Genomic DNA, 23,392 nt, shown 5'->3' with positions numbered 1-23,392 from the left:
CCTGGGCGGCTCCCGCCCCCGGCCGTTCCTCGGCCCTGGGCGGCTCCCGCCCCCGGCCGTTCCTCGGCTCTGGGCGGCTCCCGCCCCCGGCCGTTCCGCGGCCATGCGCCGTTCCGGAAAGAGCGCTCTACCCCCTGGTAGAGCGCTCTTTTCGGTCTCATTCACTCGATCGCATCACACTTGTGAGCCCGGTAGAGCGCGGACGCGCTCATTTGGTTACTCTGATGTCCACGGTCGGCCACCGAGGAGACACCACTTCCTCACGGCCGGTCCGGGGACTGGCCTCCCACCAAGGCCGCGGTCCCGCCCGATGAACGGCGCCACCGCGACCGACGGCAAGTCCCACTGGACGCGACACAAGGGAGTGCGCGGTGACAACCGAACTGACGAAGCAGGAACCGAGACCGGCCGAACCCCAGGACCGGCCCCGCCGGAACGGCGAGCTCGGGAGCCTCGAAGTGTGGGCCCACGCGGCCCCGATCCGGCTGGCGGGCTACGAGGACGACCTCGCAGAGCCCCACATCCTGCCCGGTATCGACTGAGCCTCCGGTGCCCTGACCGCCTGGACGTGACCCTTGCTCCACCGGTGCCCCCGACCGCCCTCCGGCCGGGGGCACCGGTGCGTTCCGTGCGGGGACGCGCCCGTCACCGGTCCGCGCGGTCCCGGAGCCTGATCGGCGGCAGGTACTCCCGCAGCAGCGTGCGGTGCCACCAGGCCCCGGTCGCCCGCAGCTCGCGCCAGGTCGAGTACCGGTAGCGGTACAGCCGGGCGCGGACGTGCGTCGGCGGCGCGTCGGGGAACGGGTTGTGGGCGAGCAGCCGCAGCGTGTCGCGGTCGCCGTCGAGCAGCCGCTCCACGAAGGGCCCGAACCAGTCCCGCGCGTACCCGGGGGAGAGCGCGGCGAACCACATCAGCCAGTCCAGGCGGAGGTGGTACGGGGCGAACTGACGCGGCAGCCTGCGTGGATCGCCGGGTTTGCCCCGGAAGCCGTACTCCCGCCACACCGTGCCCGCGTCCGGTGCCGGGTCGTCGGTGCCCTCGACGACGATCTCGTCCCTCACCCGGCCGACCGTGCCGAACGCGCCGTACGTGTTGACCAGGTGGAACGGGTCGTACGACCGGTTCATGGACTGGTCACGGGAGAGCAGGTTCCGCACGGGGCGGTAGCTCCGGTACAGGACGAAGGCGGTCAGCGCGACGACCACGACCACGTACCAGAGCGGCGGATCCGGCTGAGGGTGCGCCCCGGTGAGCGAGGAGGCGTCCACGACCGAGACGGCGAGCACGATGGTCAGCCAGTTCAGCCAGGCGAAGTTCCCGGAGAGCACCAGCCACAGCTGCGTCGCGATCATGAGGCAGGCGGCGACCGTGGCCACCGGCTGCGGGGTGAAGAGCAGGAACGGCACGAACAGCTGGACGACGTGGTTGGCCCCCGCCTCGACCCGGTGCAGGGGGCGCGGGAGGTGGTGGAAGAACCAGCTCAGCGGGCCGGGCATCGGCTGGGTCTCGTGGTGGTGGTAGAGACAGGTCAGGTTCCGCCAGCAGCGGTCGCCCCGGATCTTGATGAGACCCGCGCCGAACTCGACCCGGAAGAGCAGCCAGCTCAGCAGGAGGAGGACGAGCACGGGCGGTCCCGTGTCGTCGTTGCCGAGGAAGACCGCGAGGAACCCGGTCTCCAGCAGCAACGACTCCCAGCCGAAGGAGTACCAGGTCTGGCCCACGTTCACGATCGACAGGTAGAGCACCCAGAGCACGAACCACAGCAGCATCGACACCGGCAGCGGCACCATGTCACCGGCGCCCGCCACGAGGGCCAGGGCGATCACGGCCCCGGTCCACGCGACGGTCGCGAACAGCGTGTCGGAGTAGCGCCAGTGGAAGAGCGAGGGGGAGTGGCGGGGCCGGGTCCGGCGCACGTACTCCGGCACGGGGAGCATGCCGCGCTCGCCCATCAGCGCCCGGAACTGGAGGGCGGCCGACAGGAAGGCCACGCAGTACAGCCCGGCGAGGCCCCGCTGGAACACGATCCGGCTCAGCCAGAGGTCGGGCGCGGTGAACCACTCCATCGCTTCCAGTATCGGCCCGGGATCACGCCCTGACGAGACGCCGGAGCGTCCGGCCGAGGTGGCGGGCGTACGCCCGCTGGAGCACGGGGACCAGCGGGCCGGCGAGCCGGGTGTACCAGGCGGCGGGCCGGCTGAACGCGGTGACCGTGAACCGGACCGTGCCGTCGGGTGCGAGGTCGACGACGAAGGACTCCTCACCGCACTCCGCGTGCCCGCTGAGGGTGCCGTAAGCGAAGCCGGTCCGGTTCTCCTCGTACGCCGTCCAGATCACCGCGCAGGGGACGCCGAGCCGCACGCGGCCCATGCCCACCGACACCTCCAGGCGGACACCCGGCTCGGCGCGGACCGCTTCGCTGCGCACGGTCGCCCCGGAGGCCCGGTGTGTGCGCCAGGTGGTGACGGCGGCACCGGCGGCCTCGAAGGCGGCGCGGCCGTGGCCGACGACCACGCTGTACCGCAGGTGGTGGTATCCCTCGGGGAGGTCCTCGGGGGAGCGGGTGGCGCCGACCTCGCGGTAGGTGAGGCCCGGGCGGGGACGGGTGGTGCGGGAGAGGCTGTGCGTGAGGCGGGTCATGCCGGGAGCTCCGTTCGCGGGTGGGCCGGGAGGGGTGCTGCCGGCTGGTTGACGGTGGGGCCGGTAGGGCTGGTGCGTTTGATGGGGTTGATGGGGCTGGTGAGGTTCATGCGTTCCGTGTGTTCGGTGTGGCTTGTGCGGCTCGTGCGTTCGGTGTGGCTGGTGTGGTCGGTTTGGAGGCGGCGGCGGGCGAGGAGGGCGCAGACCGTGAAACCGAGGGCGTTGCCCAGGCCGTGTGTCGCGGCCGTCCACGTCAGGCCGAGGTGCGGCAGGCCGGTGGCCTCGCCGAGCGCCCAGCTCAGCGCGAGCAGCATCGTGACGACGAGGACCAGGGCCGAGACGGCGAGAAGCGTGCGGGTGAACCGGCCTGTCGCGAGCTCGCGGCGCTCGCGCAGGGTCAGGACGGCGACCCCCGCCATCCCGGCCGTCAGGACGACCGCCCCGGCGAGCTCGGCCCAGTCGTCGACGAAGTAGCCGGCCAGGACCAGCAGCGTGCCCGCCGGGACGCTGAGCGCGGCGAAGCGGGCGGTGGGGCCGTCGTCGGCGCGGCAGACGAGGCCGGCGACCAGGGCCGCGGCGAAGCCCGCGAAGTGGAAGTGCGGGACGGTCAGCGCGAGGAGGTCCAGGTCGAAGCCGAAGAGCGGGTACGAGGCCCGCTCGGCGACGAGCGCCAGGCCGGCGACGGAGGGGGCGGCCAGCGCGCTGAGCACGGCGATCTCCCTGGGCCGCAGCGAGCGGGTGAGCACGAGGCGGGCCGGCGCCTGGAGGGCCAGCGCCACGGTGGCCAGGGCGTAGACGCCGGCCAGTCCGGCCGCGACCCCGGAGCGGGGCAGCCACAGGGCGAGGGCTCCGGGGGCGGCGAGCAGCGGCCAGGCGCGCCGGAGCGGGTCGAGGCCCGGTGGCCTCGGGCCGTCCAGGAGCGCGAGCCCCGTCGGTACGACCCAGAACATGCCGATCATCACGACCGGGTTCACCAGGATCGACAGCGTGGACACCGGACACCCCCCGACTTGAACGCGTTCAACTGTCGGGTCGAGCCTAGGGCCTTTCTTGAACGTGTTCAAGTGAGGTGTTCGGCCGGGCGGGTGCCGACCGACCCGGTCGGCCTTCCTCCGCTTGCGGGGCCGCGTGCGCTGCGACAGACATGAGGGACTGGCCGGAAACCGGGCGCCGGGCCCCGGGTCGAGACGACGATCGAAGACATCGGGAGAACCAGGTGCGCACACCTCAGCGGCGCCGGACGCGGCGAACCCCCACCGCGATCACGGCGACACTCGCCTCCGCTCTCCTCGTCGCCGGCTGCACCTCCGACGAGCAGGGCGGCAGCCACGGCGAGCAGCCCGCGGCCGCCGCCGCCCACGAGGTCCACCTCCAGCCGGTCACCGCACGGGGCCCCGACCCCTTTACCGCGTCCACCGCCCGGATCACCGGCCGGGTGGCCGTCCCGGAGCGGGACCCGGCCGCCGCCTCCGTCCAGCGGGTCCGCGAGATCACCGGCTCCACCCCAGGCCTCTACGGCGGCACCCGCTCGGAAGCCAGCTGCGACGTCGAGCAGCAGGTCTCCTTCCTCTCCGGCGACCAGGCGAGGACGCGCGCCTTCGCCGAGGCCGCGGGCATCCCCGAGGCGAACGTCCCCGGCTGGCTGCGCGGACTGACTCCCGTCGTCCTGCGCGCGGACACCCGGGTCACCAACCACGGATACCGGGGCGCGCGCGCCGCCCCCTTCCAGTCCGTCCTCCAGTCCGGCACGGCGGTCCTCGTCGACCAGTACGGCTCCCCGCGCGTCCGCTGCGCCTGCGGCAATCCGCTCCGCAGCCCGGTCGTGGCCCCGGGAGGCGTGCACCAGGGCGAGCCCTGGGAGGGCTTCGACCCCGAGTACGTGATCGTCGTCCGGCCGACCACCACCGTCGTCGCCAGCCTCGTCATCGTGAACGCCGCCGACAGGAGCTGGATCGAGCGCCGGACCGGCAGCGACGGGGCCGAGGACCGGAAGCCCGCCGTGGAGCCGGACTGCGACCCTGACGCGTGCCACCTCACCGGCACCGTCGGCCCGGAGGCGCCGGCGACCCCGGACTCCGCCACCCCGGATTCCGGGACGCCCGCTCCCGCGACCCCCGAGCCGTCGCGGCCCGACGCGGTCACGCCCTCCTGGCCGGACACCGCCCCGTCCGGGGATCCGACCCCTGACCAGCCCGACGGGCCGACCGGCGACCCGTTCGCCGATCCCCCCGTCGATCCGCCCTCCGACCCGTACGCCGAGCCCCGCGAGGAACCGGACTCCGGCCCGTACGCGGACCCCTACAGCGACCCGTACGCCGATCCCCATGTCGACCCGTACGCCGAGCCCCCCGTCTCCCCGCCCGACGCCCCGGAAGGGGAGCTGCCGCCGGAGCTCTTCCCGCCCGATACGGGGCAGGAGCAGCCCGAGACCTTCGAAGGATGAAGGGGGCGAAGGGGTGAAACGGATCTTCGTAGTGCGCGGGAGCGGAGCTGCGCCTAGCGTGGCCCCATGAACGCGGGTAGAGGGGGCGGGGAGGCGGCCGAGAGGGCCGGAGCCCGGATCCTGCACGACTTCGGCTCGGCCTTCCGGATGGGCGGATTCGACTGGGACCTGCTCACGGGGACGATGAGCATGGACGACGCCGCCCTCGAGGTCTTCGACATGGACCGGGCCGACTACGACGGCCGGCCCGAGGGACTCGGCTCCCGCGTCCTGCCCGACGAGGGCCGCCGCCTCGACACTCTGGTGGCCCAGGCGCTCAAGGAGGGCAGCGACCAGTACGGCGCGTACTTCCGGATCCGCCGCCGCGACGGCAGCCACCAGTGGACCCACACCCAGGGCCTGGTCGAGCGGGACGGCACGGGCCGTCCGGTGCGCATCGTGGGCGTCATCCGCGACGCCACCCACGAGCTGACCGAGTCCGCCGCCCGGCTCGGCCTCGACGAGGGGCGCCGGCAGCGTGCCGGCGTCGTCGAGGGCACCACGGCCGCCCTCGCCTACGCGCGGACCGTGCAGGACGTCATCGACCTGCTCAACGACTCGCACGCCCTCGAACACTTCGGTGCCGCCAGCCTCGTCATGGGCCTCCTCGAAGCGGGGCGCATCCATCTCGTCGCCGAAGGGCCCAACGGCGCCTTCGTGCCGGGCACCCGCTTCACCCGGGTGGACGAGCCGTATCCGATGAGCGAGGTGATCAGGACGCTGCGGCCCCGGTTCATCGACTCGGCCCGGGACTTCGCCGACTCCTACCCCGTGCTCTGGCCGCACATCAGCGGGCTCGGCATCACGGCCGCCGCCTATCTGCCGCTCATCGCCCAGGCCCGGCCCATCGGTGCGCTCGGCCTGCTCTACAGCGACAAGACGGGCTTCAGCGAGGACGAGCGGACCCTGCTCGTCGCCCTCGGCAGCAGCATCGCCCAGAGCCTCCAGCGGGCCATGCTGTACGAGCAGGAGCACGACCTCGCCGAGGGGCTCCAACAGGCGATGCTGCCCCGCCGGATCCCCGAGGTGCCCGGGGCGCAGACGGCCGTCCGCTACCGCTCGGCCCGCCTCGGCCGGGACATCGGCGGCGACTGGTACGACATCATCGCGCTCCCCGGCGGACGCGTCGGCGCGGTCATCGGCGACGTCCAGGGCCATGACACCCACGCGGCCGCCGTCATGGGCCAGCTGCGGATCGTGCTGCGCGCCTACGCCGCCGAGGGTCATCCCCCGGCCACCGTCATGGCCAGGGCCTCGGTCTTCCTGCACGAGCTCGACACCGAACGCTTCGCCACCTGCACGTACGCCGAGGTCGACCTCGGCACCGGCGTCGTCCAGATCGTCCGCGCGGGCCATGTCGACCCGCTGGTCAGGGAGACCGACGGCAGGTGCCGCAGACTCCCCGTCGAGGGCGGGCTGCCGCTCGGGCTCTCCGCGGAGTTCGGCCGGCTCGACTACCCCGTGACCGCGCTGGAGCTCGACCCCGGACAGACCCTGATGCTCTACACCGACGGGCTGGTGGAGAAGCCGGGCGCCGACCTCGACGAGGGCTTCCAGTGGCTGACCTCCCTCGTCCGGCGCGGCCCCGCCGACCTCCAGCAGCTCGCCGACCACCTGTGCGACGTGGTCGCCGACCGCGGCGGCGAGGATGATGTGGCGATCCTGCTGCTGCGCCGTCAGGCGGCCTTCGCCCCCCACGGAGCCGGGCGGTTCCAGCAGCACGTGGCCCAGAGCGACCCGGAGGCGCTCAGCTCGGCCCGGCACATGATCAGGGCCGCCGTGCGGGCCTGGGGCGCGGGGGAGCGCGCCGACGAGATCGAGCTGGTCGCCGACGAGCTGATGACCAACGCGCTGATGCACACCGACGGCGGCGCGATCGTGACCCTGCGGGCGCTGAACGGCCCCGAGCGGCGGCTGCGCGTGGAGGTCGAGGACCGGTCCAGCGCGCTGCCCCGGCGCCGCGAGGCGGGGGAGGCGGGCGTCTCCGGGCGGGGACTGCTCCTGGTCGACCAGCTCTCGGACGCGTGGGGCGTCGAGTCGAGGGGCGGCGGCAAGTGCGTCTGGTGCGAGTTCAAGGTGCCGGACCGAACGGAACGGCCTGAGTGAACGAACGGCTTGAGTGAACGAAGGCCTGATTGAGCGAAGGCCTGATTGAGCGAAAGCCTGATTGAACGAACGGTCTGGGTGAATGAACGGCCTGGGTGAACCCCGCGAGGTGAGCCTGCCGACAGACGGCGAACCGAAGATGTTAACTTAGCGTGAAGTGATCGTACTTGACCGTAACTGTCGGTACGCGATTGACTTCGTTCTCCCGCCTCTCCGCGCAGGACGTGAGGACACCCTTGAGCAGCAGCACCGAGCTACTGGCACCCCTGGACCTGGCCTTCTGGCATCTGGAATCGCCCACCCACCCCCTGCACCTCGGCGCCCTCGCCCACTTCGGGCCCGTCCCCGGCGGTCCGGGCCACGAGCCGCCGCTGGACGTCCTGGACCTGCTCGCCCGCCGCGCCGCCGCCGTCCCGCGGCTCCGGATGCGCGTGCGCGACGTCCTGCTCCCCGTCGGCGGCGCCGCCTGGAGCGCCGACCCGGACTTCGACGTGAGCCGCCACGTCCGCGAGATCACCCTCCCCGGCGCCGACTTCCCCGCCGAGGCCACCCGGATCGCCGCCGAACTCATGGAGAGCCCCGTCGAACGCGGCCTGCCTCCCTGGGAGATGTACCTGCTCACCGGCGCCCCCGACGGCTCCTTCGCCGTCCTCGTCAAGCTCCACCACGCCCTCGCCGACGGCATGCGGGCCGTCGCCATCGGTGCCGGGATCTTCGACGAGATCGCCGCCGGCCGCCGCCCCGCGCGCCGCCCCCGCCCCGTACCCCCGCGCTCCTGGCTCCCCGACCCCGGCAGCCTCCTCGGCCTCGCCCGGGCCCGGCTCGGGGACCTCGGCCGGGCCGTCGAGGTCGGGGCCTCGGTCCTCGGCTCCTCCGTCGCCCGCGCCGGCCGCCTCGACGACCCCGCCGCCGTACTCACCGCCGAATCCAGCGGTACGCGCCGGCTCGCGACCGCGACCCTGCCCCTCGACCGCGTCCACCGGATCCGCCGCACCACGGGCGGCACCGCCAACGACGTCCTCCTCGCGGTCGCCGCCGGAGCCCTGCGCCGCTGGTTCGACGGGCGCGGCCTGCCGCTGCCCGGCACCGACCCCCGGGCGCTCGTGCCCGTCTCCCGCCGCCGCCCCGGCACACCCGGCTCCGGACCCGGCAACAGCCTCTCCGGTTACCTCCTCGACCTGCCCGTCACCGAACCCGACCCGGAGGCCCGACTCGCCGCCGTACGGCTGGCGATGGACCGGAACAAGGCCGCCGGCCCCTCCAGGGGCGCGGGCGCCGTCGCCCTCCTGGCCGACCGGCTCCCTCCGCTCGCGCACCGCTTCGGCGCGCCCCTGGCCTCCGGCGCCGCCCGGCTCCTCTTCGACCTCCTCGTCACCCAGGTGCCGCTGCCCCGCTCCGCGCTCTCCCTCGGCGGCGCCCCGCTGCGCGCGCTCTTCCCCATGGCGCCGCTCGCGCGCGGCCAGTCCCTCGCCGTCGCCATGTCCCCCTACGGGGGCCAGGTTTACATCGGTCTCGTCGCCGACGGCGAGGCCGTCCCCGACCTCGACGCGCTCGCCGCCGCGTTCACCGCCGAACTCGACCTGCTGGACCCGTGAACGTCACGCGGTGCATGTCGTGCCGGGCAGGACCTTCGTGAGCGAGATCAGGTACGCCTCGACCTTCCTGTCGACACACTCGCTGCGGCCGTAACCGGTGTGACCGGGGGCGTCGAACGACAGCAGCATCCCGCCGGGGAACTGGCGCGCCAGGCTCACGGCCTCCCCGTACGGCGTGGCCGGGTCGCCCGCCGTCCCCACGACCAGCACCGGCGGCACGCCCTCGGCCTTCACCCGGTGCGGGCGCCCGGCACCGGGCGGCAGGTCTGCACAGACCAGTTCGCTCGTCACGCCCGTGGTGCCGTAGGCCCCCGCCGCCCTCTCCGCGGGGGCGAGGGCGTCCCAGTAGGCCTTGGCGTCTCGCGGATGGGGGACGTCCAGGCAGTTGATCGCGATCAGGGCCGCGTCGGTGTTGTCCTCGGGCACGCCGTCCGTACCGCTCTCGGCCGCTCCCTCGGACGCGTCGGTCCCTGTGGGGTCCCCGGATTCCTCAGCGCCGGGTTCCTCGCTCTCCTCCTCGCCCGCCGCCAGGGCCGCCAGCCGCGTCCCGTCCCCTTCGCCGGCCGCGACGAGCGCCTCGGACAGGGCCTGCCACTGCGCCTCCGGGGTGTACATGGACAGACTGAGCGCCGAGACCAGGGCGGGGGCGTCGAGACCGTACGCGGAGCCGTCGACGGGCAGCGGCTCGCGGCCGGTCCGCTCCAGGAGACGGTCGATCAGCGCGCGTATCTCCTGGGGCGTCGAGCCGGGGCAGGCGTCACCGACCGCTTCGGCGCAGGACGCGGCGTACTCCTCCACGGCCTTCCGGAACCCCGTGGCCTGGCCCGTCATGCGCTGGCGCCAGTCGAGCGAGGGGTCGACGGCCCCGTCCAGGACCATCGCCCGTACGCGGCGTGGGAACTGCTCGGCGTACGAGGTGCCCAGGCTCGTGCCGTACGACCAGCCGACGTACGTCAGCCGTCGCTCGCCGAGGGCCGCCCGCAGCACGTCCAGGTCGCGGGCGGCGTCGTCCGTCCCGACGTGGGGGAGCAGCGGACCGCTTGCCGCGCGGCAGCCGGCGGCCGTCGCCCGGGCGCTCGCGAGGGCGTCGGCGCGTTCGGACGCGGTCCGGGGGTGGAGGGGCACGGCGGCGCCGGCCTCTTCCTCCTCCGGGGCCTCGGCGGAGCCGGAATCGGAGTCGGCCGCGACCGTGCACGTCAGCGCGGGCTTGCTCTCGCCGACACCGCGCGGGTCGAAGGACACGATGTCGAACCGCTCGCGCACGCTCCGGCCGATGTCCTCGGCGACGCCGTCCCTGATCAGCCGCTCTCCGCGCTCGCCCGGTCCACCGGGGTTGAGCACGAGCGAGCCGACACGCTTCCCGGCGACCGCGGTGGCGGCCTTCGCCACCGGCAGCACGAAGGTCTTGCCGTCGCCGGGGCGGGAGTAGTCCCTAGGGACCGTGAGCGAGGCGCACCGGTGGGCTCCGCAGGGCCGCCAGTCGAGCTTCTGGCCGTAGAAGCGCCGCAGGTCGGGGCGGGAGGCGGGGTCGGCCGGGGCGGAGGCGGAACTTCCCGGCCGCTTCCCGTCCGGCCCGGCGCCGGCCGTACAGGCGGCGAGGGAGGTGGTGCCGAGCACGGCGAGAGCGAGGACGAGGGCGCGGCGGCGGGTGGGGGCGGTGAACACGGAGTACTCCCATGGGTGGTCGGTCCAGGGAAGGATCACGCGCGGATGCTGAGGATTTGCTGAGGGCCGCGGCAGGGTCCGGGGCCGGGTCCGGGGCTGGGGCCGGGGCTGGGGCTGGGAGCGGGAGCGGAGAGGCGGTGGGCGGCGGGCTTGCGGCGGGCGTGCGGCGGGGCTTGCGGTGGGGCTCAGTTCGCGGACGTCGGGAGCCGCAGGACGAATCGGGCGCCGCCGAGCTGCCCGCGCCCGGCAGTGAGCGTGCCGCCGTGGGCGTGGGCGACCCAGGAGGCGATGGACAGGCCGAGGCCCGTGGACCCGGATCCGCTGCGGAAGCGCTCGAACAGGGCGTCGGCGACCTCCGGCGGCAGGCCGGGACCCGCGTCCTCGACCGTCAGCGTGCCGTCCCGGGCCACCGTGACCAGCACGTCCGCCGGAACCCCGGGCGCGTGGCCGTGGGCGAGCGCGTTGCCCAGGAGGTTCCCGACCGCCCGGCGCACCAGGTCCGGGTCGGCGACCACGACGGTCTCCTCGGCCTCGACGCGGACGCGGTGGCCCGCCGCGGCCCCCTCGGCGGCCTCCTCGACGACCGCCTCTGCCAACTGGTCCAGGCGCAGCGGCTGGCGGGTCGGCATGGCCGTGCCGGACATCAGCCGGGCCCGGGTGAGCAGCCCGTCGACCAGCCTGCCCATGCCCTCCGCGAGGCGCAGCGTGCGCCGGTGCACCTCCGTACTGTCGGTCTCGCCGCGCAGCGCCGTCTCCGCGAGCGTCCGGAGCGAGGCGGCCGGGGTCCGCAGGTCGTGCGCCGCGTCCGCGAGGAATGCCTCCTGCTGACCGAGCGCGGCGAGCGCGGGCCGGACCGCACGCCCCGACAGCACGTGCCCGACGGCGGCGGACAGCAGAACGAGCAGCGCGCAGCCGCCCGTCACGATCCATACGAGCCTCCGGTGGTCGTCCCGTTCGGCCGTCGCGTCGGCCGTCGTCACCAGGACGCCCTGCGGACCCTCGTCCTCCGCCGCCTCCGGCGCGTAGAAGGGCAGCGCGAACACCCGTACCGGCCCACCGTTCGTCGTACGACGGTCGAAGCCGCGCGCCTCCCCGGTCCGCACCGCCGCGCGACCGGCCTCCAGGACCACACCAGGGCTCACCGACAGGCACGGCGCGGACGGCACGTGCTGGACGGTCAGGCCACCGTCCGTACGGCCCGGTTCGTCGCCGGTGCGGCCCGGGGCCTCGCCCGTGCCGTCCGGTCCGTCGCCGGCCACGAGGAGCACGGTCAGCGGCGGGCAGCCGGTGTTCACCGTGTCCGCGAGGACGTCGGTGGCCAGCCGCCCGTTCTCGTCGGTCTCCAGGAGACCGAGGGCCCAGCTGGTGTCCGCGTCCATCGAGTGGTCGAGCTGCTCCCGCCAGCGGGCGCTGTCGCTCCGCACGGCGAGCACGGCCATCGCGATCAGTCCCACGGCGCTCGTCAGCGCGAACAGCAGACTGATCCGCCGGCGCAGCCGCAGCACCCGCGCGGTCGGCGTGAGCGGCCGCGCCCCGCGCGCCCCGCGCGTGAGCCTCCGGAGCCGGTGCGCGGGCCTCACCGGGCGTCGTCGGCCGCGAGCCGGTAGCCGACGCCGCGCACGGTGTGGATCAGCGGCGGGGCTCCGAGCTTGCGGCGGAGCTGGGAGACGAGCACCTCCAGGACGTTCGACTGCGGTTCGGCCATCTCGTCCCAGCAGCTCTCGATCAGCTCGGCGCGGGAGACCGCCTGGTCGCCGCGGGCCGCGAGGACTTCGAGGACGGCGAACTCCCTGGTGGTGAGGGAGAGCAGCACCCCGGCCCGCCGGACGTGCCGGCGGGCGGTGTCGACCTCCAGGTCGGCGACGTGGTGCACCGGCGGGCGCACGGCGGCGGCGCGGCGGCACAGGCTGCGCACCCGCGCGACCAGTTCGGGGACGGCGAACGGCTTGACGAGGTAGTCGTCGCCCCCGCTCGCGAAGCCCTCCACTCTGTCCGCGACGGTGTCGCGCGCCGTCAGGAACAGCACGGGCACGTCGCGCCCGCCGCGTCGCAGCTCCTCGACGTAGGCGGCGGCATCCCCCGAAGGCAGCATCCGGTCGAAGACCGCGCAGTCGTACGCGGTGACGAACAGCGCCTCGTCGGCCCGGGGCAGATCGGCGGCCTCGTCGACGGCGAGCCCGGCGGCCCGCAGAGCGGCGGCCACCCCGAACCGGAGGTCTTCGTCGTCCTCGACGAGCAGTACGCGCACGTCACACACCCTAGCCTCGCGTGTTCACGCGGAGTCCGGGCGGCGACACCGTCGCGGGGAGCGGGGAGCGGGGAGCGGGGAGCGGGGAGCGGGGAGCGGGGAGCGGGGAGCGGGGAGCGGGGGCCGGCGTCGGCGGCGGTCTCGGCCAGTGCGCGGATGGCGGGGCTGTCTGCCGTGGCCACGATGGGGTCGACCGTGAGGTCCGGTGCGCAGGGAGACGAACCGGTCGCTGCCCACGAGTTCGCGTCCGCACCCGTACTCCCGGTGGAGTAGGGGCACCGCCTCCCGTCGCGGGACGACCCTGGCGCCACGCGGCGGCATTCTGGCTGTCGCACGCCGGGGATCGCCGCCCGCACCGCCCGGCGCGACGCCTCGACGCACCCACTTCGCCGATACCACTGGAGATGTCATGGTCACCTCACAATTGGACTCCCGCGTCACCTCGTTCCGAGGCGACACCCTGGCCCGACCGACCGGAGTCGTGAACCCGTGACCACCGCCCCGACCGCACGGTCGCGCGCGGTCCGGCGGATCCCCGTCGGCGCGGCCCTTCTGCTGCTCGCGTCCGCCGCCTCCCACACGCTCGTCCTCGCGCTCGACGGCGGCCCGTGGGACGCCCCCGTCTCCTGGCGGAAGCCGATCACCTTCGGGCTGTCCTTCGGAGTCAGCGTCCTGACCGTCACCTGGATCTGCCGGCTCCTCGCCCTCCCCGCGCGGACCCGCGCCCTCCTCCTGAGCGCGTTCACCGCGGCGTCCCTGCTGGAGACCGGTCTGATCACCCTTCAGGCGTGGCGAGGCGTCCCCTCGCACTTCAACACCGAGACCCCCTTCGACACCTTCGTCACCCGGGCCCTCGCGGCCGGCGGCGTCACCCTCATCGCCGTCGTCGTCGCACTCACCGTCGCCGCCCTGCGCCCCCAGCCGACAGTCGCCCCCAGCATGCGGCTCGCGCTCCGCGCCGGACTCGTGGCGCTCACCGGCTCCATGGCGGCGGGAGCGGTCATGATCGCCTACGGGCTGACGCTGGAGGGCGCCGGCCGAGTGGCCGAGGCCTACCGGTCGGCGGGCTTCCTGCGCCCGGCCCATGCCGTCACCATGCATGCCGTCCTGCTGCTGCCCTCCCTGGCCTGGCTCCTGAGCCGCACCCGGCGGCCGGAGGCGGAACGGCTCCGTCTGCTCCGCTTCACCGTCGCCGTGTACGCCGTCGGCGCCGCGCTGGTCACCACCGCGGCCGCCGTCGGCCTCACCTTCGCCGGTCCGGCCACCACGGCCGCGGTGAGCGCGGGCGTCACGACGGCCCCCGCGCTGGTGTTCTGGGCGTTCGGCGCACGTCGGGCCGTACGGGAGAGCCCCGCTTCCACCACGTCCATCGATCAGGTACCCACCCACGGACCGCACCAGGCCGCCCCCGTCGGCGGCCCGGACGACGACCGGAGGCTCGACGCATGACGCACACCGCGATCACGAAGCACCCCGAGCCCGCCCCCGCCCCCGCCCCCGCCACAGGAAGGGGCCGGCGCCTGCCCCCGCGATGGCGCAAGGCGATCCTGACCCTCCACGTCACGGTGGGGGTCGGCTGGGTGGGAATCGAGATCGTCCAGCTGGTCCTCGGGCTGGTCGGGCTCTCCACCGGAGACGCCGGAGTCGTCCGCGCGACCCGCGTCGTCATGGAGATCCTCGGGATCGAACTGATCGCCGCGGCGGCCTGGACGACCCTCCTGACGGGCCTGCTCCTCTCCGCGGTGACGCAGTGGGGCCTGCTGAAGCACTACTGGATCGTGACCAAGCTCGTCATCACCGTCGCCCTGATGCTGAACGGCCACTTCCTCCTCCAGCACTGGCTGCGCGTACAGGCGGAGATGACCGACGCCCCCGACGCCCCCGAATCCCTCGGCCTGCGGCTGGTGATCAGCATGAGCGTGTCCCTCGTGCTGCTGGTCACGGCGACGGCTCTGTCCGTCTACAAACCATGGGGCAGGACCCGCCGCGGTCGCCGTCGCCCCGCGACCGGGCGCGCACGTCCCTGACACGTCCGGGTGGAGCGCGCCACCGACGCGCGGCCCCGCCACCCGTGCGGCAGGGTGGAGGCATGCCCGAACTGCCCGAGGTGGAAGCGCTGCGCGAGTTCCTCGACGCGCATCTGGTCGGCAAGGAGATCGCCCGCGTCCTGCCCGTCGCGATCAGCGTCCTCAAGACGTACGACCCGCCCCTCACCGCCGTCGAGGGCGCCGAGGTCACCGCCGTCGGCCGGCACGGGAAGTTCCTCGACCTCACCACCACCGGCGCGGCCGGCGAGCTCCACCTCCTGATCCACCTCGCCCGCGCGGGCTGGCTCCGCTGGCACGACCCGCTGCCCTCCGGGCCGCCGAGGCCGGGCAAGGGCCCGCTGGCGCTGCGTACGGCGCTCACCGGAGGCGACGGCTTCGACCTCACCGAGGCCGGCACCACCAAGCGGCTGGCCGTCCACCTGGTCCACGACCCGGGCGAGGTGCCGGGCGTCGCCCGGCTCGGCCCCGATCCGCTCGCCGAGGAGTTCGGTCCCGAGGCCTTCGCGGCCCTCCTCGCGGGCGAGCGGCGGCAGATCAAGGGAGCCCTGCGGGACCAGGGCCTCATCGCGGGCATCGGCAACGCCTACAGCGACGAGATCCTCCACGCCGCGCGGATGTCGCCCTTCAAACCCACGCAGAACCTCACCCCTGAGGAGACCACCGCCCTCTGGACGGCCATGCGGACCACCCTCCGCGAGGCCGTCGAGCGCTCCCACGGACTCGCCGCCGGCCGCCTCAAGGCCGAGAAGAAGAGCGGCCTGCGCGTCCACGGCCGCGCCGGCGAGCCCTGCCCGGTGTGCGGGGACACCATCCGCGAGGTGAGCTTCAGCGACTCCTCCCTCCAGTACTGCCCCACCTGCCAGACCGGCGGCAAGCCGCTCGCCGACCGCCGGATGTCGAAGCTCCTCAAATAGCACGCTGGGCCTCGCACTACACTCCGCCGCATGCTGCGCGTACTGGCCGTCGACGACGAGGAACCCGCCCTCGGGGAGCTGCTCTACCTGCTCCGCGCCGACCCGCGGGTGCGTACCGCCGAGGGCGCGGGCGACGCGACCGCGGCCCTGCGCCGGATCGGGCGCGCCCTGGAGAACGGGCCCGACGGGGACGACGGCATCGACGTCGTCTTCCTCGACATCCACATGCCCGGCCTCACCGGACTCGACGTGGCCCGGCTGCTCGCCGGCTTCGCCCGCCCGCCGCTCGTCGTCTTCGTCACCGCCCACGAGGGCTTCGCCCTCCAGGCCTTCGACCTGAAGGCGGTCGACTACGTCCTCAAGCCGGTCCGCCGCGAACGTCTCGCCGAGGCCGTCCGCCGTGTCCACGACCTGGTCCACGCCGCTGCCGCTAGCCCGGCCGCGCCCGCGGCCACTCCCGCCGCACCCGAGCAGATACCCGTCGAACTCGGCGGGGTCACCCGTTTCGTCCCCGTCGACGACATCGCGTACGTGGAGGCCCACGGCGACTACGCCCGTCTCCACACCGACCACGGCAGCCACCTCGTCCGCATCCCGCTGTCCACCCTCGAGGAGCGGTGGGCCGCCCGGGGCTTCGTCCGCATCCACCGCAGCCATCTCGTCGCCCTCGACCGGATCGACGAACTACGGCTCGACGGGGGAGCCACCTCGGTACGGCTCGGCCACACCGACCTCGCCGTCAGCCGTCGCCACGCCCGCCACCTCCGTGACCTGCTGATGCGCCGGGCCGGCGGCTGACCACACCCCCTACCGGCGCCGATCGCCATCTGCCTACACTCCACGGGCCCAGCAGCCAGTCAGAGAGCGGACGCCGATGCCGGAGCCCCACCCGCCGCGCAGACCCCGGCGCGAGACCGTCACGTACGCCTCGGCGCACGGAGCCCACGGAGCCGTCCCCGGCCCCGCCCGGCGGCCCCCGGCGCACGCCCCGGCCCGCTCCGAGATCGACGAGCAGACCACCCTCGGGCACACCTACGTCCGCTCCCTGATGCGCAGCCAGCTGCGCGCCGCGCTCACCGCCCTCGGCGCGCTCGCGCTGCTCGTCGGCTCGCTGCCCCTGCTGCTCGCGCTGCCCGCGCCCGAGGCCCTCGTCTGGGGGGTGCTCGGTGTCGGGGTGTACCCCGTCATCTGGGGCACGGCCCACTGGTACGTCCGCCGCGCCGAGCGCAACGAGCGCGACTTCACCGGCCTCGTCGAGCGGTGAAGCAGACCGCGTGAACCAGACCTATGCCGTCGCCGCCGTCACCGCGGTCGTCCTCGCGACCGTCCTCATCGGCGCCCTCGGCCTGCGGATATCCCGCACCACGTCCGACTTCTACGTGGCCTCGCGGACCGTCCGGCCGGGCCTCAACGCCGCCGCCATCAGCGGCGAGTACCTCTCCGCCGCCTCCTTCCTCGGCATCGCCGGACTCGTCCTCGTCCAGGGCCCCGCCATGCTCTGGTACCCGGTCGGCTACACGGCCGGATACCTCGTCCTGCTCGTCCTCGTCGCCGCCCCGCTGCGCCGCTCCGGCGCGTACACCCTCTCCGACTTCGCCGAGGCCCGCCTCGAATCCCGGCGGGCCCGCCGCCTCGCGAGCCTCTTCGTCGTCGGCATCGGGTGGCTCTATCTGCTGCCGCAGCTCCAGGGCGCCGGGCTCACCCTTGAGATCCTCACCGGCGCCCCCGACTGGGTCGGCGGGCTGCTCGTCGCCCTCGTCGTCACCGGCACCGTCGCGGCCGGCGGGATGCGCAGCATCACCTTCGTCCAGGCCTTCCAGTACTGGCTGAAGCTCACCGCCCTGCTCGTCCCCGCCCTCTTCCTCCTCGCCGCCTGGTACGGCGACGGAGCGCCCCGGGCCCGCTTCGACGCCCCCGCGGTCCTCCGCGAGCACACCGTCGTCCGGGTCGCCGACACGGTACGGATCGGCCTCGACGACCCGCTGACCGTCACCGTCACCGGACGGGTCGACGACGTCCCGTACGACCACGGGACCGTCGCCCTCGCGCCCGGCACCCACCACGTCCTCGCCGGCACCGAACTCGCCTTCGCCCCGGGGGCGGTGCTGCCCGAGCGGGCCGCCACCGGCGCCGATCCCCTCGGATGGTCCCAGCCGCTCGCCGGGGGACACGACGGACACCAGCTGTACGCGACGTACGGACTGATCCTCGCGACCTTCCTCGGCACCATGGGCCTGCCGCACGTCGCCGTCCGCTTCTACACCAGCCCCCACGGCCGCGCGGCCCGCCGGACCACCCTCGTCGTCCTCGGCCTCGTCGGCGCCTTCTACCTGTTGCCGCCGCTCTACGGCGCCCTCGGCCGGATCTACGCCCCCGAGCTCGCCCTCACGGGCTCCGCCGACGCCGCCGTGCTCGTGCTGCCCGACCGGATCCTCGGCGGGCTCGCCGGTGACGTCCTCGGCGCGCTCCTGGCGGGCGGGGCCTTCGCCGCCTTCCTGTCCACCGCGTCCGGGCTCACCATGTCCGTCGCCGGCGTCCTCACCCAGGACGTCCTGCCCTCCCGGGGCGTACGCCACTTCCGCCTCGGGACCCTGCTGGCCACCGCCGTCCCGCTCGGGGTCGGCGTGGTCGCCTCGAAGGTGCCGGTCGCCGACGCCGTCGGCCTCGCCTTCGCGGTGTCCGCCTCCTCCTTCTGCCCGCTGCTCGTCCTCGGCATCTGGTGGCGGCGGCTCACCCCGCCGGGCGCCATGGCCGGGCTCCTGCTCGGCGGCGGCTCTGCCCTTGCGGCCGTGATGGCGACCCGGGCAGGGCTCGCGCCCGAGGGCTGGGCCCACACCCTGATGGCCTGGCCTGCCGTCTGGTCCGTTCCCCTCGGCTTCCTGACGATGCTCCTCGTCTCGCTCGCCACCCCGGGACGCGTCCCACCCGGCACCCCGGCACTTCTCGCCCGGCTCCACCTGCCGGAGGAACTCACCGGCACCGTCCCCGCCCAGGAGGTACGCCGATGACGGCATCCGCTCCTTCCCGGGGGCGCCCCCCGACGACGGGCTCGCCTTCCTCCTGGGAGGCGCCTTCGATGACCGGCTCGCCTTCCTCCTGGGAGGCGCCCCCGACGACCGGCTCGCCTCCCACCCGAGGGGTAGGCCGATGACCGGCTCACCTCCCACCCGAGGGGTACGCCGATGACCGGTATCGCCCTCGCCGCGGCGGGCGCCGCCGGGGCGGTGCTGCTCGCGGTCGGCTTCGTCCTCGGACGGTTCACCGCCCGCCGTGCGGGCCGTACCGCCGACCCCGGCCTCGGCACCCCCGTCGAGCGGGCCACCTTCCACACCCTGCACACGGCCTCGCTCGCCGCGCCGCCGCTGCGCGCCGGACTCACCGAGGAGACCGCCCGAAAGGCGGCGAGCACGCTGCGCTCGCTGCTCGGCACGGAGGCGCTCTGCCTCACCGACCGGGGCGCGGTCCTCGCCTGGGACGGGCCGGGCGGGGAGCACCACCGGGCGCACGTCCCCGCGCTGGCCGCCGACACCCTCGACACCGGCCGCAGCCGGTCCGCGCACACCGACTGCGCCGACCCGGCCTGCCCCCTGCGCTGGGCGGTGATCGCCCCGCTCACGGGCGAGGACGGGGTCCTCGGCGCGCTCGTCGCCTACGGGTCACGGGAGTCCGCCGTCCTGGTGCGGGCCGCGACCGAAGTGGCCCGCTGGGTCTCCGTCCAGCTGGAGCTTGCCGAGCTCGACCGCTCGCGGACCAGGATCGTGGAGGCCGAGATCAGGGCGTTGCGCGCCCAGATCTCGCCCCACTTCATCTTCAACTCCCTCGCCGCAATCGCCTCGTTCGTCCGCACCGACCCCGAGCGCGCCAGGGAACTCCTCCTGGAGTTCGCCGACTTCACCCGGTACTCCTTCCGCAGGCACGGCGACTTCGCCCAGCTCGCCGACGAACTGCGCTCCATCGAGCAGTACTTGGCCCTTGCGGGTGCGCGTTTCGGGAAGCGGCTGAAGGTGACGCTCCAGATCGCCCCCGAAGTGCTGCCGGTGACGCTGCCCTTCCTCTGCCTGCAGCCCCTCGTGGAGAACGCCGTCAAGCACGGCCTCCAGGAGCGCGAGCGGGGCTGCCGGGTGACGATCGCGGCGCGGGACGCGGGCGCGGAGGCCGTGGTGACCGTCGAGGACGACGGGGTCGGCATGGACCCGGAGCTGCTGCGGGCCGTCCTGCGCGGTGAGCACCCGGCGGGCTCCGGCATCGGTCTTTCCAATGTGGACGAGCGGCTCCGGCAGGTCTACGGGCCGGAGCACGGTCTCGTCATCGAGACCGGCGTGGGTGCGGGCATGAAGGTGACGGTCCGCATCCCCAAGTACCGTCCGGGTGTGCATCGTTCAGCATAGGTAGAGCGAGAGGTGCGCCAGGGGCAGGCCCAGCTTCCAGGCCGGGAGCCAGATCTGGTCCTGCTCGTCGACCGTCGGCGCGGGAGCGTCCGCCGCCCCGGGTTCGCCGGCGGACGGGCCGTCCAGGTCTGCGGCGCGCACCCAGGTGTCGCGCAGCCGCTGCCACGCGGTCAGGGCGAGAGCAAGGTCGGGGCCCTCCCCCTCCGCGGCGAGGCGCTCGGCGATCCGCTCCTCGATCCAGGACGTCCAGGGCCGGTCGTGCGCGGTACGGCGCAGCAGGGCCTCGATCCGTACGGGGGCGCCGCGGCCGCGGTGCACCTCGGCCCCGTCCGACCCCCCGGCTCCGTCCGGGGACTCCGACAACAGGACGGTGAGGGCCAGGGCCTGGAGGCCGGCCCGGTACTCCAGCGAGCCGGGCGCCACGAGCGCGGCGGTCCGCAGGACCTCGTCGGCCAGGTACTCGGCGCACAGCCAGGCCATCGGGACGGCGAGCCCGCCGCCGCTCGTGCCGCCGGTGCCGTTCGTGCTCTCGGGCAGCAACGCTCCCACCTTCTTCTCCCGGACGTCGGGCCCCGGACGTCGGGGGCCCGGGGGAGAGCCTCCACCGTGAAGGACCCCCGCGGGTCCCGCTTTGCTCAACTCGCCGGTGTGGTTTCGGATACGTTTCCCGGCCGGATCGGTGCCGGTGGGATTCCTGTTGCCACAGGTGGCGGGCGGGGGAGAAGTGGCGCGGACCGTGTGTCGTGGCCGGTTCAGCCGAGCAGCGCGTACACGGCGGTCGCGTGGGCGGCGATCTCCTCCGAGCCGTCGGCGGTCATCGTGATGTCGGCGAAGGCCATCCGCTTGCCCGACTTGGTCAGCCTGGCCCGCACGAGGACGTCGCTGCCGACGACCGCTCGCTGGAAGGTGATGGACTGCTGGACGGTGGTCATCGGCACGAATCCGCCGCGGGAAACGGCGACCGCGATGACCGTCGCGGTGTCGGCGGCGGCCATCAGGGCCTGGCCGGAGAGCCCGCCGCCCTCCCGGGCGAGCCGGTCGGACCAGGGGAGCCGGAGCACGGCCCCGGAGCCGTCGACCGAGTCCACCGATTCGATGGTGAGGCCCAGATCGAGCACCCAGGGGGCGAAGTTGTCGGCGAGGATCTTTTCGGCGGCGGCGGGAGTCAGGGCCGCGGCGTCGGGAGTCAGCGTCACGGCGTCATTGTGGGGCCGCGGCGCGTGGCCGGGCAACGCCCGCGCGGTGCGGGCGGTAGCCGGGCAGGGACCGGCCGAGCTGGCGCAGGGCGTAGTGCGAGCGGGACTTGACGGTCCCGGCGGGGATGCCGAGGTCGACGGCGGCCTCGTTGACGGTCAGTCCGTGGAAGTAGATCCGGACGAGCACCTCCCGGTGCTCGGGGCTCAGTTCGCGGACGGCGGCCCGGACGTCGAGCGCGGCCTCGGCGGAGGCGGTCGCGTCGGCGGGGTCGGGCGTCACCGCGAGGACGCCGTCGCCGATCTCGGCGGGGCGGGCGAGGCGTGAGCGGCGGGCGTCGATGGCCAGTCGGCGTGCCACGGTGAAGAGCCAGGGCCGCATCGACTCGTACGGCCCCTCGAAGGCCTCGGGGTGGAGCCAGGCCCGTACGAGCGTCTCCTGGGCGAGGTCCTCGGCGCGCTGCCGGTCCCCGTAGGTCAGCCCGAGCAGGAAGGAGAGCAGCGCCGGGCCGTGGTCCCGCTGCAGCCCTTCCAGGTTCCGTTCGTCGGTCGTCGCCGTCGTCATCCTCCGCGCCTCTCCCTCGGCTCCTCGTCCCGGCGGTATACGAACGCATCCGGAAGAGGAGGGACAGGGAAGGGACATCGGTATGCGGCGAACGGTCGCACGGAGCGGCGAATGGTACGGCGAACGGTCAGGCGGAGTGGTTGCGTCCGTTTCGGTGCGGTTCATGCGCTTGTGCGGCCTTGACCCTTGACTGCGGCTTTCCCGCGCGATCAATTCTTCAGAACAGGTGTTCATAGCAAGAGTCGAGCGGAGTGCCGTAGATGACCTCACGCACCACACCGGCAGCGGTGGCGGTCGCCGCCCTCCTCGTCGCGGCGGCCACGGGCTGCACCGCCGGGAACACCCCGGGCGGCACCCCGACCCCGGGGACCTCGGCCGGCACCGCCGGCGGGCGGAGCCCGGCACCGGCGTCCGCCGCCCCCGGCGGAGCCTCCGCGTCCACCGGCTTCACCCTCGTCGCCTCGGGCGACGTCCTCCCGCACGACTCGATCATCCGCCGCGCGGCCCAGGACGCCGGCGGCGACGGCTACGACTTCGGCCCCATGTTCGCCGGGGCGAAGGGCGTCGTCGCCCCCGCCGACCTGGCCATCTGCCACATGGAGACCGTGTACGGGAAGGAGGGCGGCCCCTACACCGGCTACCCCGCCTTCAAGTCGCCGCCCGAGGTCGCCGCCGCCCTCAAGGCCACCGGCTACGACTCCTGCTCCACCGCCTCCAACCACGCCCTGGACGACGGCGCGGCCGGACTGCGCCGCACCCTCGACGCCCTCGACGCCGCCGGGATCCGGCACGCGGGATCCGCCCGTACCGCCGAGGAGGCGGCGCGGCCCACGCTCATGAAGGCAGGCGGCGCCACGGTCGCCCAGCTCGCCTACACCTACGACACCAACGGCTACCCGCTGCCCGAGGGGCAGCCCTGGGCGGTCCGGCTTCTCGACGAGAGCACGGTCATCGCCGACGCGCGAGCCGCCCGCGCGGCCGGCGCCGACGTCGTCGTGGTCAGCGTCCACTGGGGCACCGAGTGGCAGACCGAAGCCGACCAGCGGCAGCTCTCCCTCGGCCGCGCGCTCACCGCCTCCACGAGCGGAGGCCGCCCCGACATCGACCTGATCATCGGTACGCACGCCCACGTGCCGCAGGCGTACGAGAAGGTCAACGGCACCTGGATCGTCTACGGGATGGGCGACCAGATTGCCGGGGACATGATCAACCACGAGGGGTCCTACGACCCCCGGGGCAACCAGGGAACCCTCGGCCGCTTCACCTTCGCCCCGCCCAAGTCGCCCGGAGCCCGCTGGGAGGTCACCAAGGCCGAGTTCGTCCCGCAGTGGTTCGACACCGGGCGGGGCCGGGTCGTCAACCTCGGCGCGGCGGGCGACGGCGACCCGCGCCACACCTCGATCCGCGAGACGATCCGCCAGGTCGTGCTCAGCAGGGGCGCCGAGAAGGACGGCCTGACGATGGGGAAGTAACGCGGTATCGGCTCATCGGGTGTTTTCGGGCACGGGGCCGGTGTCGATGGGGCGGGTGGGCACTCCCCCGAACGA

The 23,392-nt window shown here is 74.1% G+C and carries 20 protein-coding genes and 1 pseudogene; 12 read left to right on the top strand and 9 right to left on the bottom strand.

Annotated features, from left to right (window positions below):
- Positions 1 to 371 precede the first annotated feature (371 nt).
- Positions 372 to 542, top strand: coding sequence for a hypothetical protein (locus IE124_RS27120; RefSeq protein WP_189511304.1), 171 nt, complete (start codon positions 372 to 374; stop codon positions 540 to 542).
- A 103-nt stretch (positions 543 to 645) separates the two neighbouring features.
- Here IE124_RS27120 and IE124_RS27115 read toward each other — a convergent pair whose 3' ends face one another.
- The 3 genes and pseudogenes from IE124_RS27115 to IE124_RS27105 all read right to left on the bottom strand — a co-directional run.
- Entirely contained in the window at positions 646 to 2,067 is a 1,422-nt protein-coding gene (locus tag IE124_RS27115; protein WP_189511302.1) for a lipase maturation factor family protein, read from the bottom strand.
- Between the two features lie 22 nt (positions 2,068 to 2,089).
- Positions 2,090 to 2,641 carry a DUF1990 domain-containing protein gene (locus tag IE124_RS27110; protein ID WP_189511300.1) on the bottom strand — a complete coding sequence of 184 codons (552 nt, stop codon included), beginning with the start codon at positions 2,639 to 2,641 and terminating at the stop codon, positions 2,090 to 2,092.
- A gap of 140 nt (positions 2,642 to 2,781) precedes the next feature.
- Positions 2,782 to 3,627 (bottom strand): annotated as a pseudogene (locus IE124_RS27105) (YndJ family protein); the annotation flags it as partial.
- A 230-nt stretch (positions 3,628 to 3,857) separates the two neighbouring features.
- Between IE124_RS27105 and IE124_RS27100 the strand changes: the two are divergent.
- The 3 genes from IE124_RS27100 to IE124_RS27090 all read left to right on the top strand — a co-directional run bounded on the left by IE124_RS27100 (position 3,858) and on the right by IE124_RS27090 (position 8,824).
- A complete protein-coding gene (locus tag IE124_RS27100) occupies positions 3,858 to 5,084 on the top strand; it encodes a DUF6777 domain-containing protein (RefSeq protein WP_189511298.1) in 1,227 nt (408 codons plus the stop codon).
- A gap of 147 nt (positions 5,085 to 5,231) precedes the next feature.
- Complete coding sequence (locus IE124_RS27095) at positions 5,232 to 7,229, top strand: SpoIIE family protein phosphatase (RefSeq protein WP_229832920.1); 1,998 nt, start codon at positions 5,232 to 5,234, stop codon at positions 7,227 to 7,229.
- Between the two features lie 236 nt (positions 7,230 to 7,465).
- Positions 7,466 to 8,824 (top strand): wax ester/triacylglycerol synthase family O-acyltransferase, encoded by a 1,359-nt coding sequence (locus tag IE124_RS27090; protein ID WP_229832910.1) that lies wholly within the window; start codon positions 7,466 to 7,468, stop codon positions 8,822 to 8,824.
- A 3-nt stretch (positions 8,825 to 8,827) separates the two neighbouring features.
- On the opposite strand, the gene IE124_RS27085 is transcribed toward IE124_RS27090, so the two are convergent.
- From IE124_RS27085 to IE124_RS27075, 3 genes are all read right to left on the bottom strand, one after another.
- On the bottom strand, positions 8,828 to 10,528 hold the full coding sequence (locus tag IE124_RS27085) for an alpha/beta hydrolase (protein WP_229832908.1): 1,701 nt from the start codon (positions 10,526 to 10,528) through the stop codon (positions 8,828 to 8,830).
- A 146-nt stretch (positions 10,529 to 10,674) separates the two neighbouring features.
- On the bottom strand, positions 10,675 to 12,069 hold the full coding sequence (locus IE124_RS27080; protein WP_229832907.1) for a sensor histidine kinase: 1,395 nt from the start codon (positions 12,067 to 12,069) through the stop codon (positions 10,675 to 10,677).
- Entirely contained in the window at positions 12,066 to 12,737 is a 672-nt protein-coding gene (locus tag IE124_RS27075; protein WP_189511293.1) for a response regulator transcription factor, read from the bottom strand. The genes IE124_RS27080 and IE124_RS27075 overlap by 4 nt, the downstream gene beginning before the upstream one ends.
- Positions 12,738 to 13,226: 489 nt before the next feature.
- Here IE124_RS27075 and IE124_RS27070 point away from each other — a divergent pair, with 489 nt between their 5' ends.
- From IE124_RS27070 to IE124_RS27040, 7 genes are all read left to right on the top strand, one after another.
- Positions 13,227 to 14,186, top strand: a complete 960-nt coding sequence (locus tag IE124_RS27070; protein ID WP_189511291.1) for a hypothetical protein — start codon at positions 13,227 to 13,229, stop codon at positions 14,184 to 14,186.
- Positions 14,183 to 14,764, top strand: a complete 582-nt coding sequence (locus IE124_RS27065) for a hypothetical protein (protein ID WP_189511289.1) — start codon at positions 14,183 to 14,185, stop codon at positions 14,762 to 14,764. The genes IE124_RS27070 and IE124_RS27065 overlap by 4 nt, the downstream gene beginning before the upstream one ends.
- Positions 14,765 to 14,826: 62 nt before the next feature.
- On the top strand, positions 14,827 to 15,699 hold the full coding sequence (locus IE124_RS27060; RefSeq protein ID WP_189511287.1) for an Fpg/Nei family DNA glycosylase: 873 nt from the start codon (positions 14,827 to 14,829) through the stop codon (positions 15,697 to 15,699).
- Between the two features lie 30 nt (positions 15,700 to 15,729).
- Positions 15,730 to 16,497 (top strand): LytR/AlgR family response regulator transcription factor, encoded by a 768-nt coding sequence (locus IE124_RS27055; protein WP_189511285.1) that lies wholly within the window; start codon positions 15,730 to 15,732, stop codon positions 16,495 to 16,497.
- 76 nt (positions 16,498 to 16,573) lie between these two features.
- Positions 16,574 to 16,963 carry a hypothetical protein gene (locus IE124_RS27050; RefSeq protein ID WP_189511283.1) on the top strand — a complete coding sequence of 130 codons (390 nt, stop codon included), beginning with the start codon at positions 16,574 to 16,576 and terminating at the stop codon, positions 16,961 to 16,963.
- 10 nt (positions 16,964 to 16,973) lie between these two features.
- Entirely contained in the window at positions 16,974 to 18,707 is a 1,734-nt protein-coding gene (locus IE124_RS27045) for a sodium/solute symporter (protein ID WP_189511281.1), read from the top strand.
- A gap of 174 nt (positions 18,708 to 18,881) precedes the next feature.
- The gene (locus IE124_RS27040) at positions 18,882 to 20,087 is read left to right on the top strand and encodes a histidine kinase (RefSeq protein WP_189511279.1); all 1,206 of its coding nucleotides are present in this window, start codon (positions 18,882 to 18,884) and stop codon (positions 20,085 to 20,087) included.
- On the opposite strand, the gene IE124_RS27035 is transcribed toward IE124_RS27040, so the two are convergent.
- From IE124_RS27035 to IE124_RS27025, 3 genes are all read right to left on the bottom strand, one after another.
- Entirely contained in the window at positions 20,079 to 20,627 is a 549-nt protein-coding gene (locus IE124_RS27035) for a hypothetical protein (RefSeq protein ID WP_189511370.1), read from the bottom strand. The two genes, IE124_RS27040 and IE124_RS27035, sit on opposite strands and share 9 nt — an antisense overlap.
- A gap of 212 nt (positions 20,628 to 20,839) precedes the next feature.
- Entirely contained in the window at positions 20,840 to 21,283 is a 444-nt protein-coding gene (locus IE124_RS27030; RefSeq protein WP_229832905.1) for a PaaI family thioesterase, read from the bottom strand.
- 4 nt (positions 21,284 to 21,287) lie between these two features.
- Positions 21,288 to 21,845, bottom strand: coding sequence for a sigma-70 family RNA polymerase sigma factor (locus IE124_RS27025; RefSeq protein ID WP_189511277.1), 558 nt, complete (start codon positions 21,843 to 21,845; stop codon positions 21,288 to 21,290).
- A gap of 260 nt (positions 21,846 to 22,105) precedes the next feature.
- Between IE124_RS27025 and IE124_RS27020 the strand changes: the two genes are divergently transcribed.
- Positions 22,106 to 23,317 carry a CapA family protein gene (locus IE124_RS27020; protein ID WP_189511275.1) on the top strand — a complete coding sequence of 404 codons (1,212 nt, stop codon included), beginning with the start codon at positions 22,106 to 22,108 and terminating at the stop codon, positions 23,315 to 23,317.
- The last annotated feature ends 75 nt before the right edge of the window (positions 23,318 to 23,392 follow it).

This window comes from Streptomyces narbonensis (assembly GCF_014649015.1).
GTDB classification, from domain to species: domain Bacteria; phylum Actinomycetota; class Actinomycetes; order Streptomycetales; family Streptomycetaceae; genus Streptomyces; species Streptomyces narbonensis.
The sequence above is the reverse complement of the archived record's forward strand: the minus strand, read 5'-3'. Positions and strand labels throughout refer to the sequence as shown.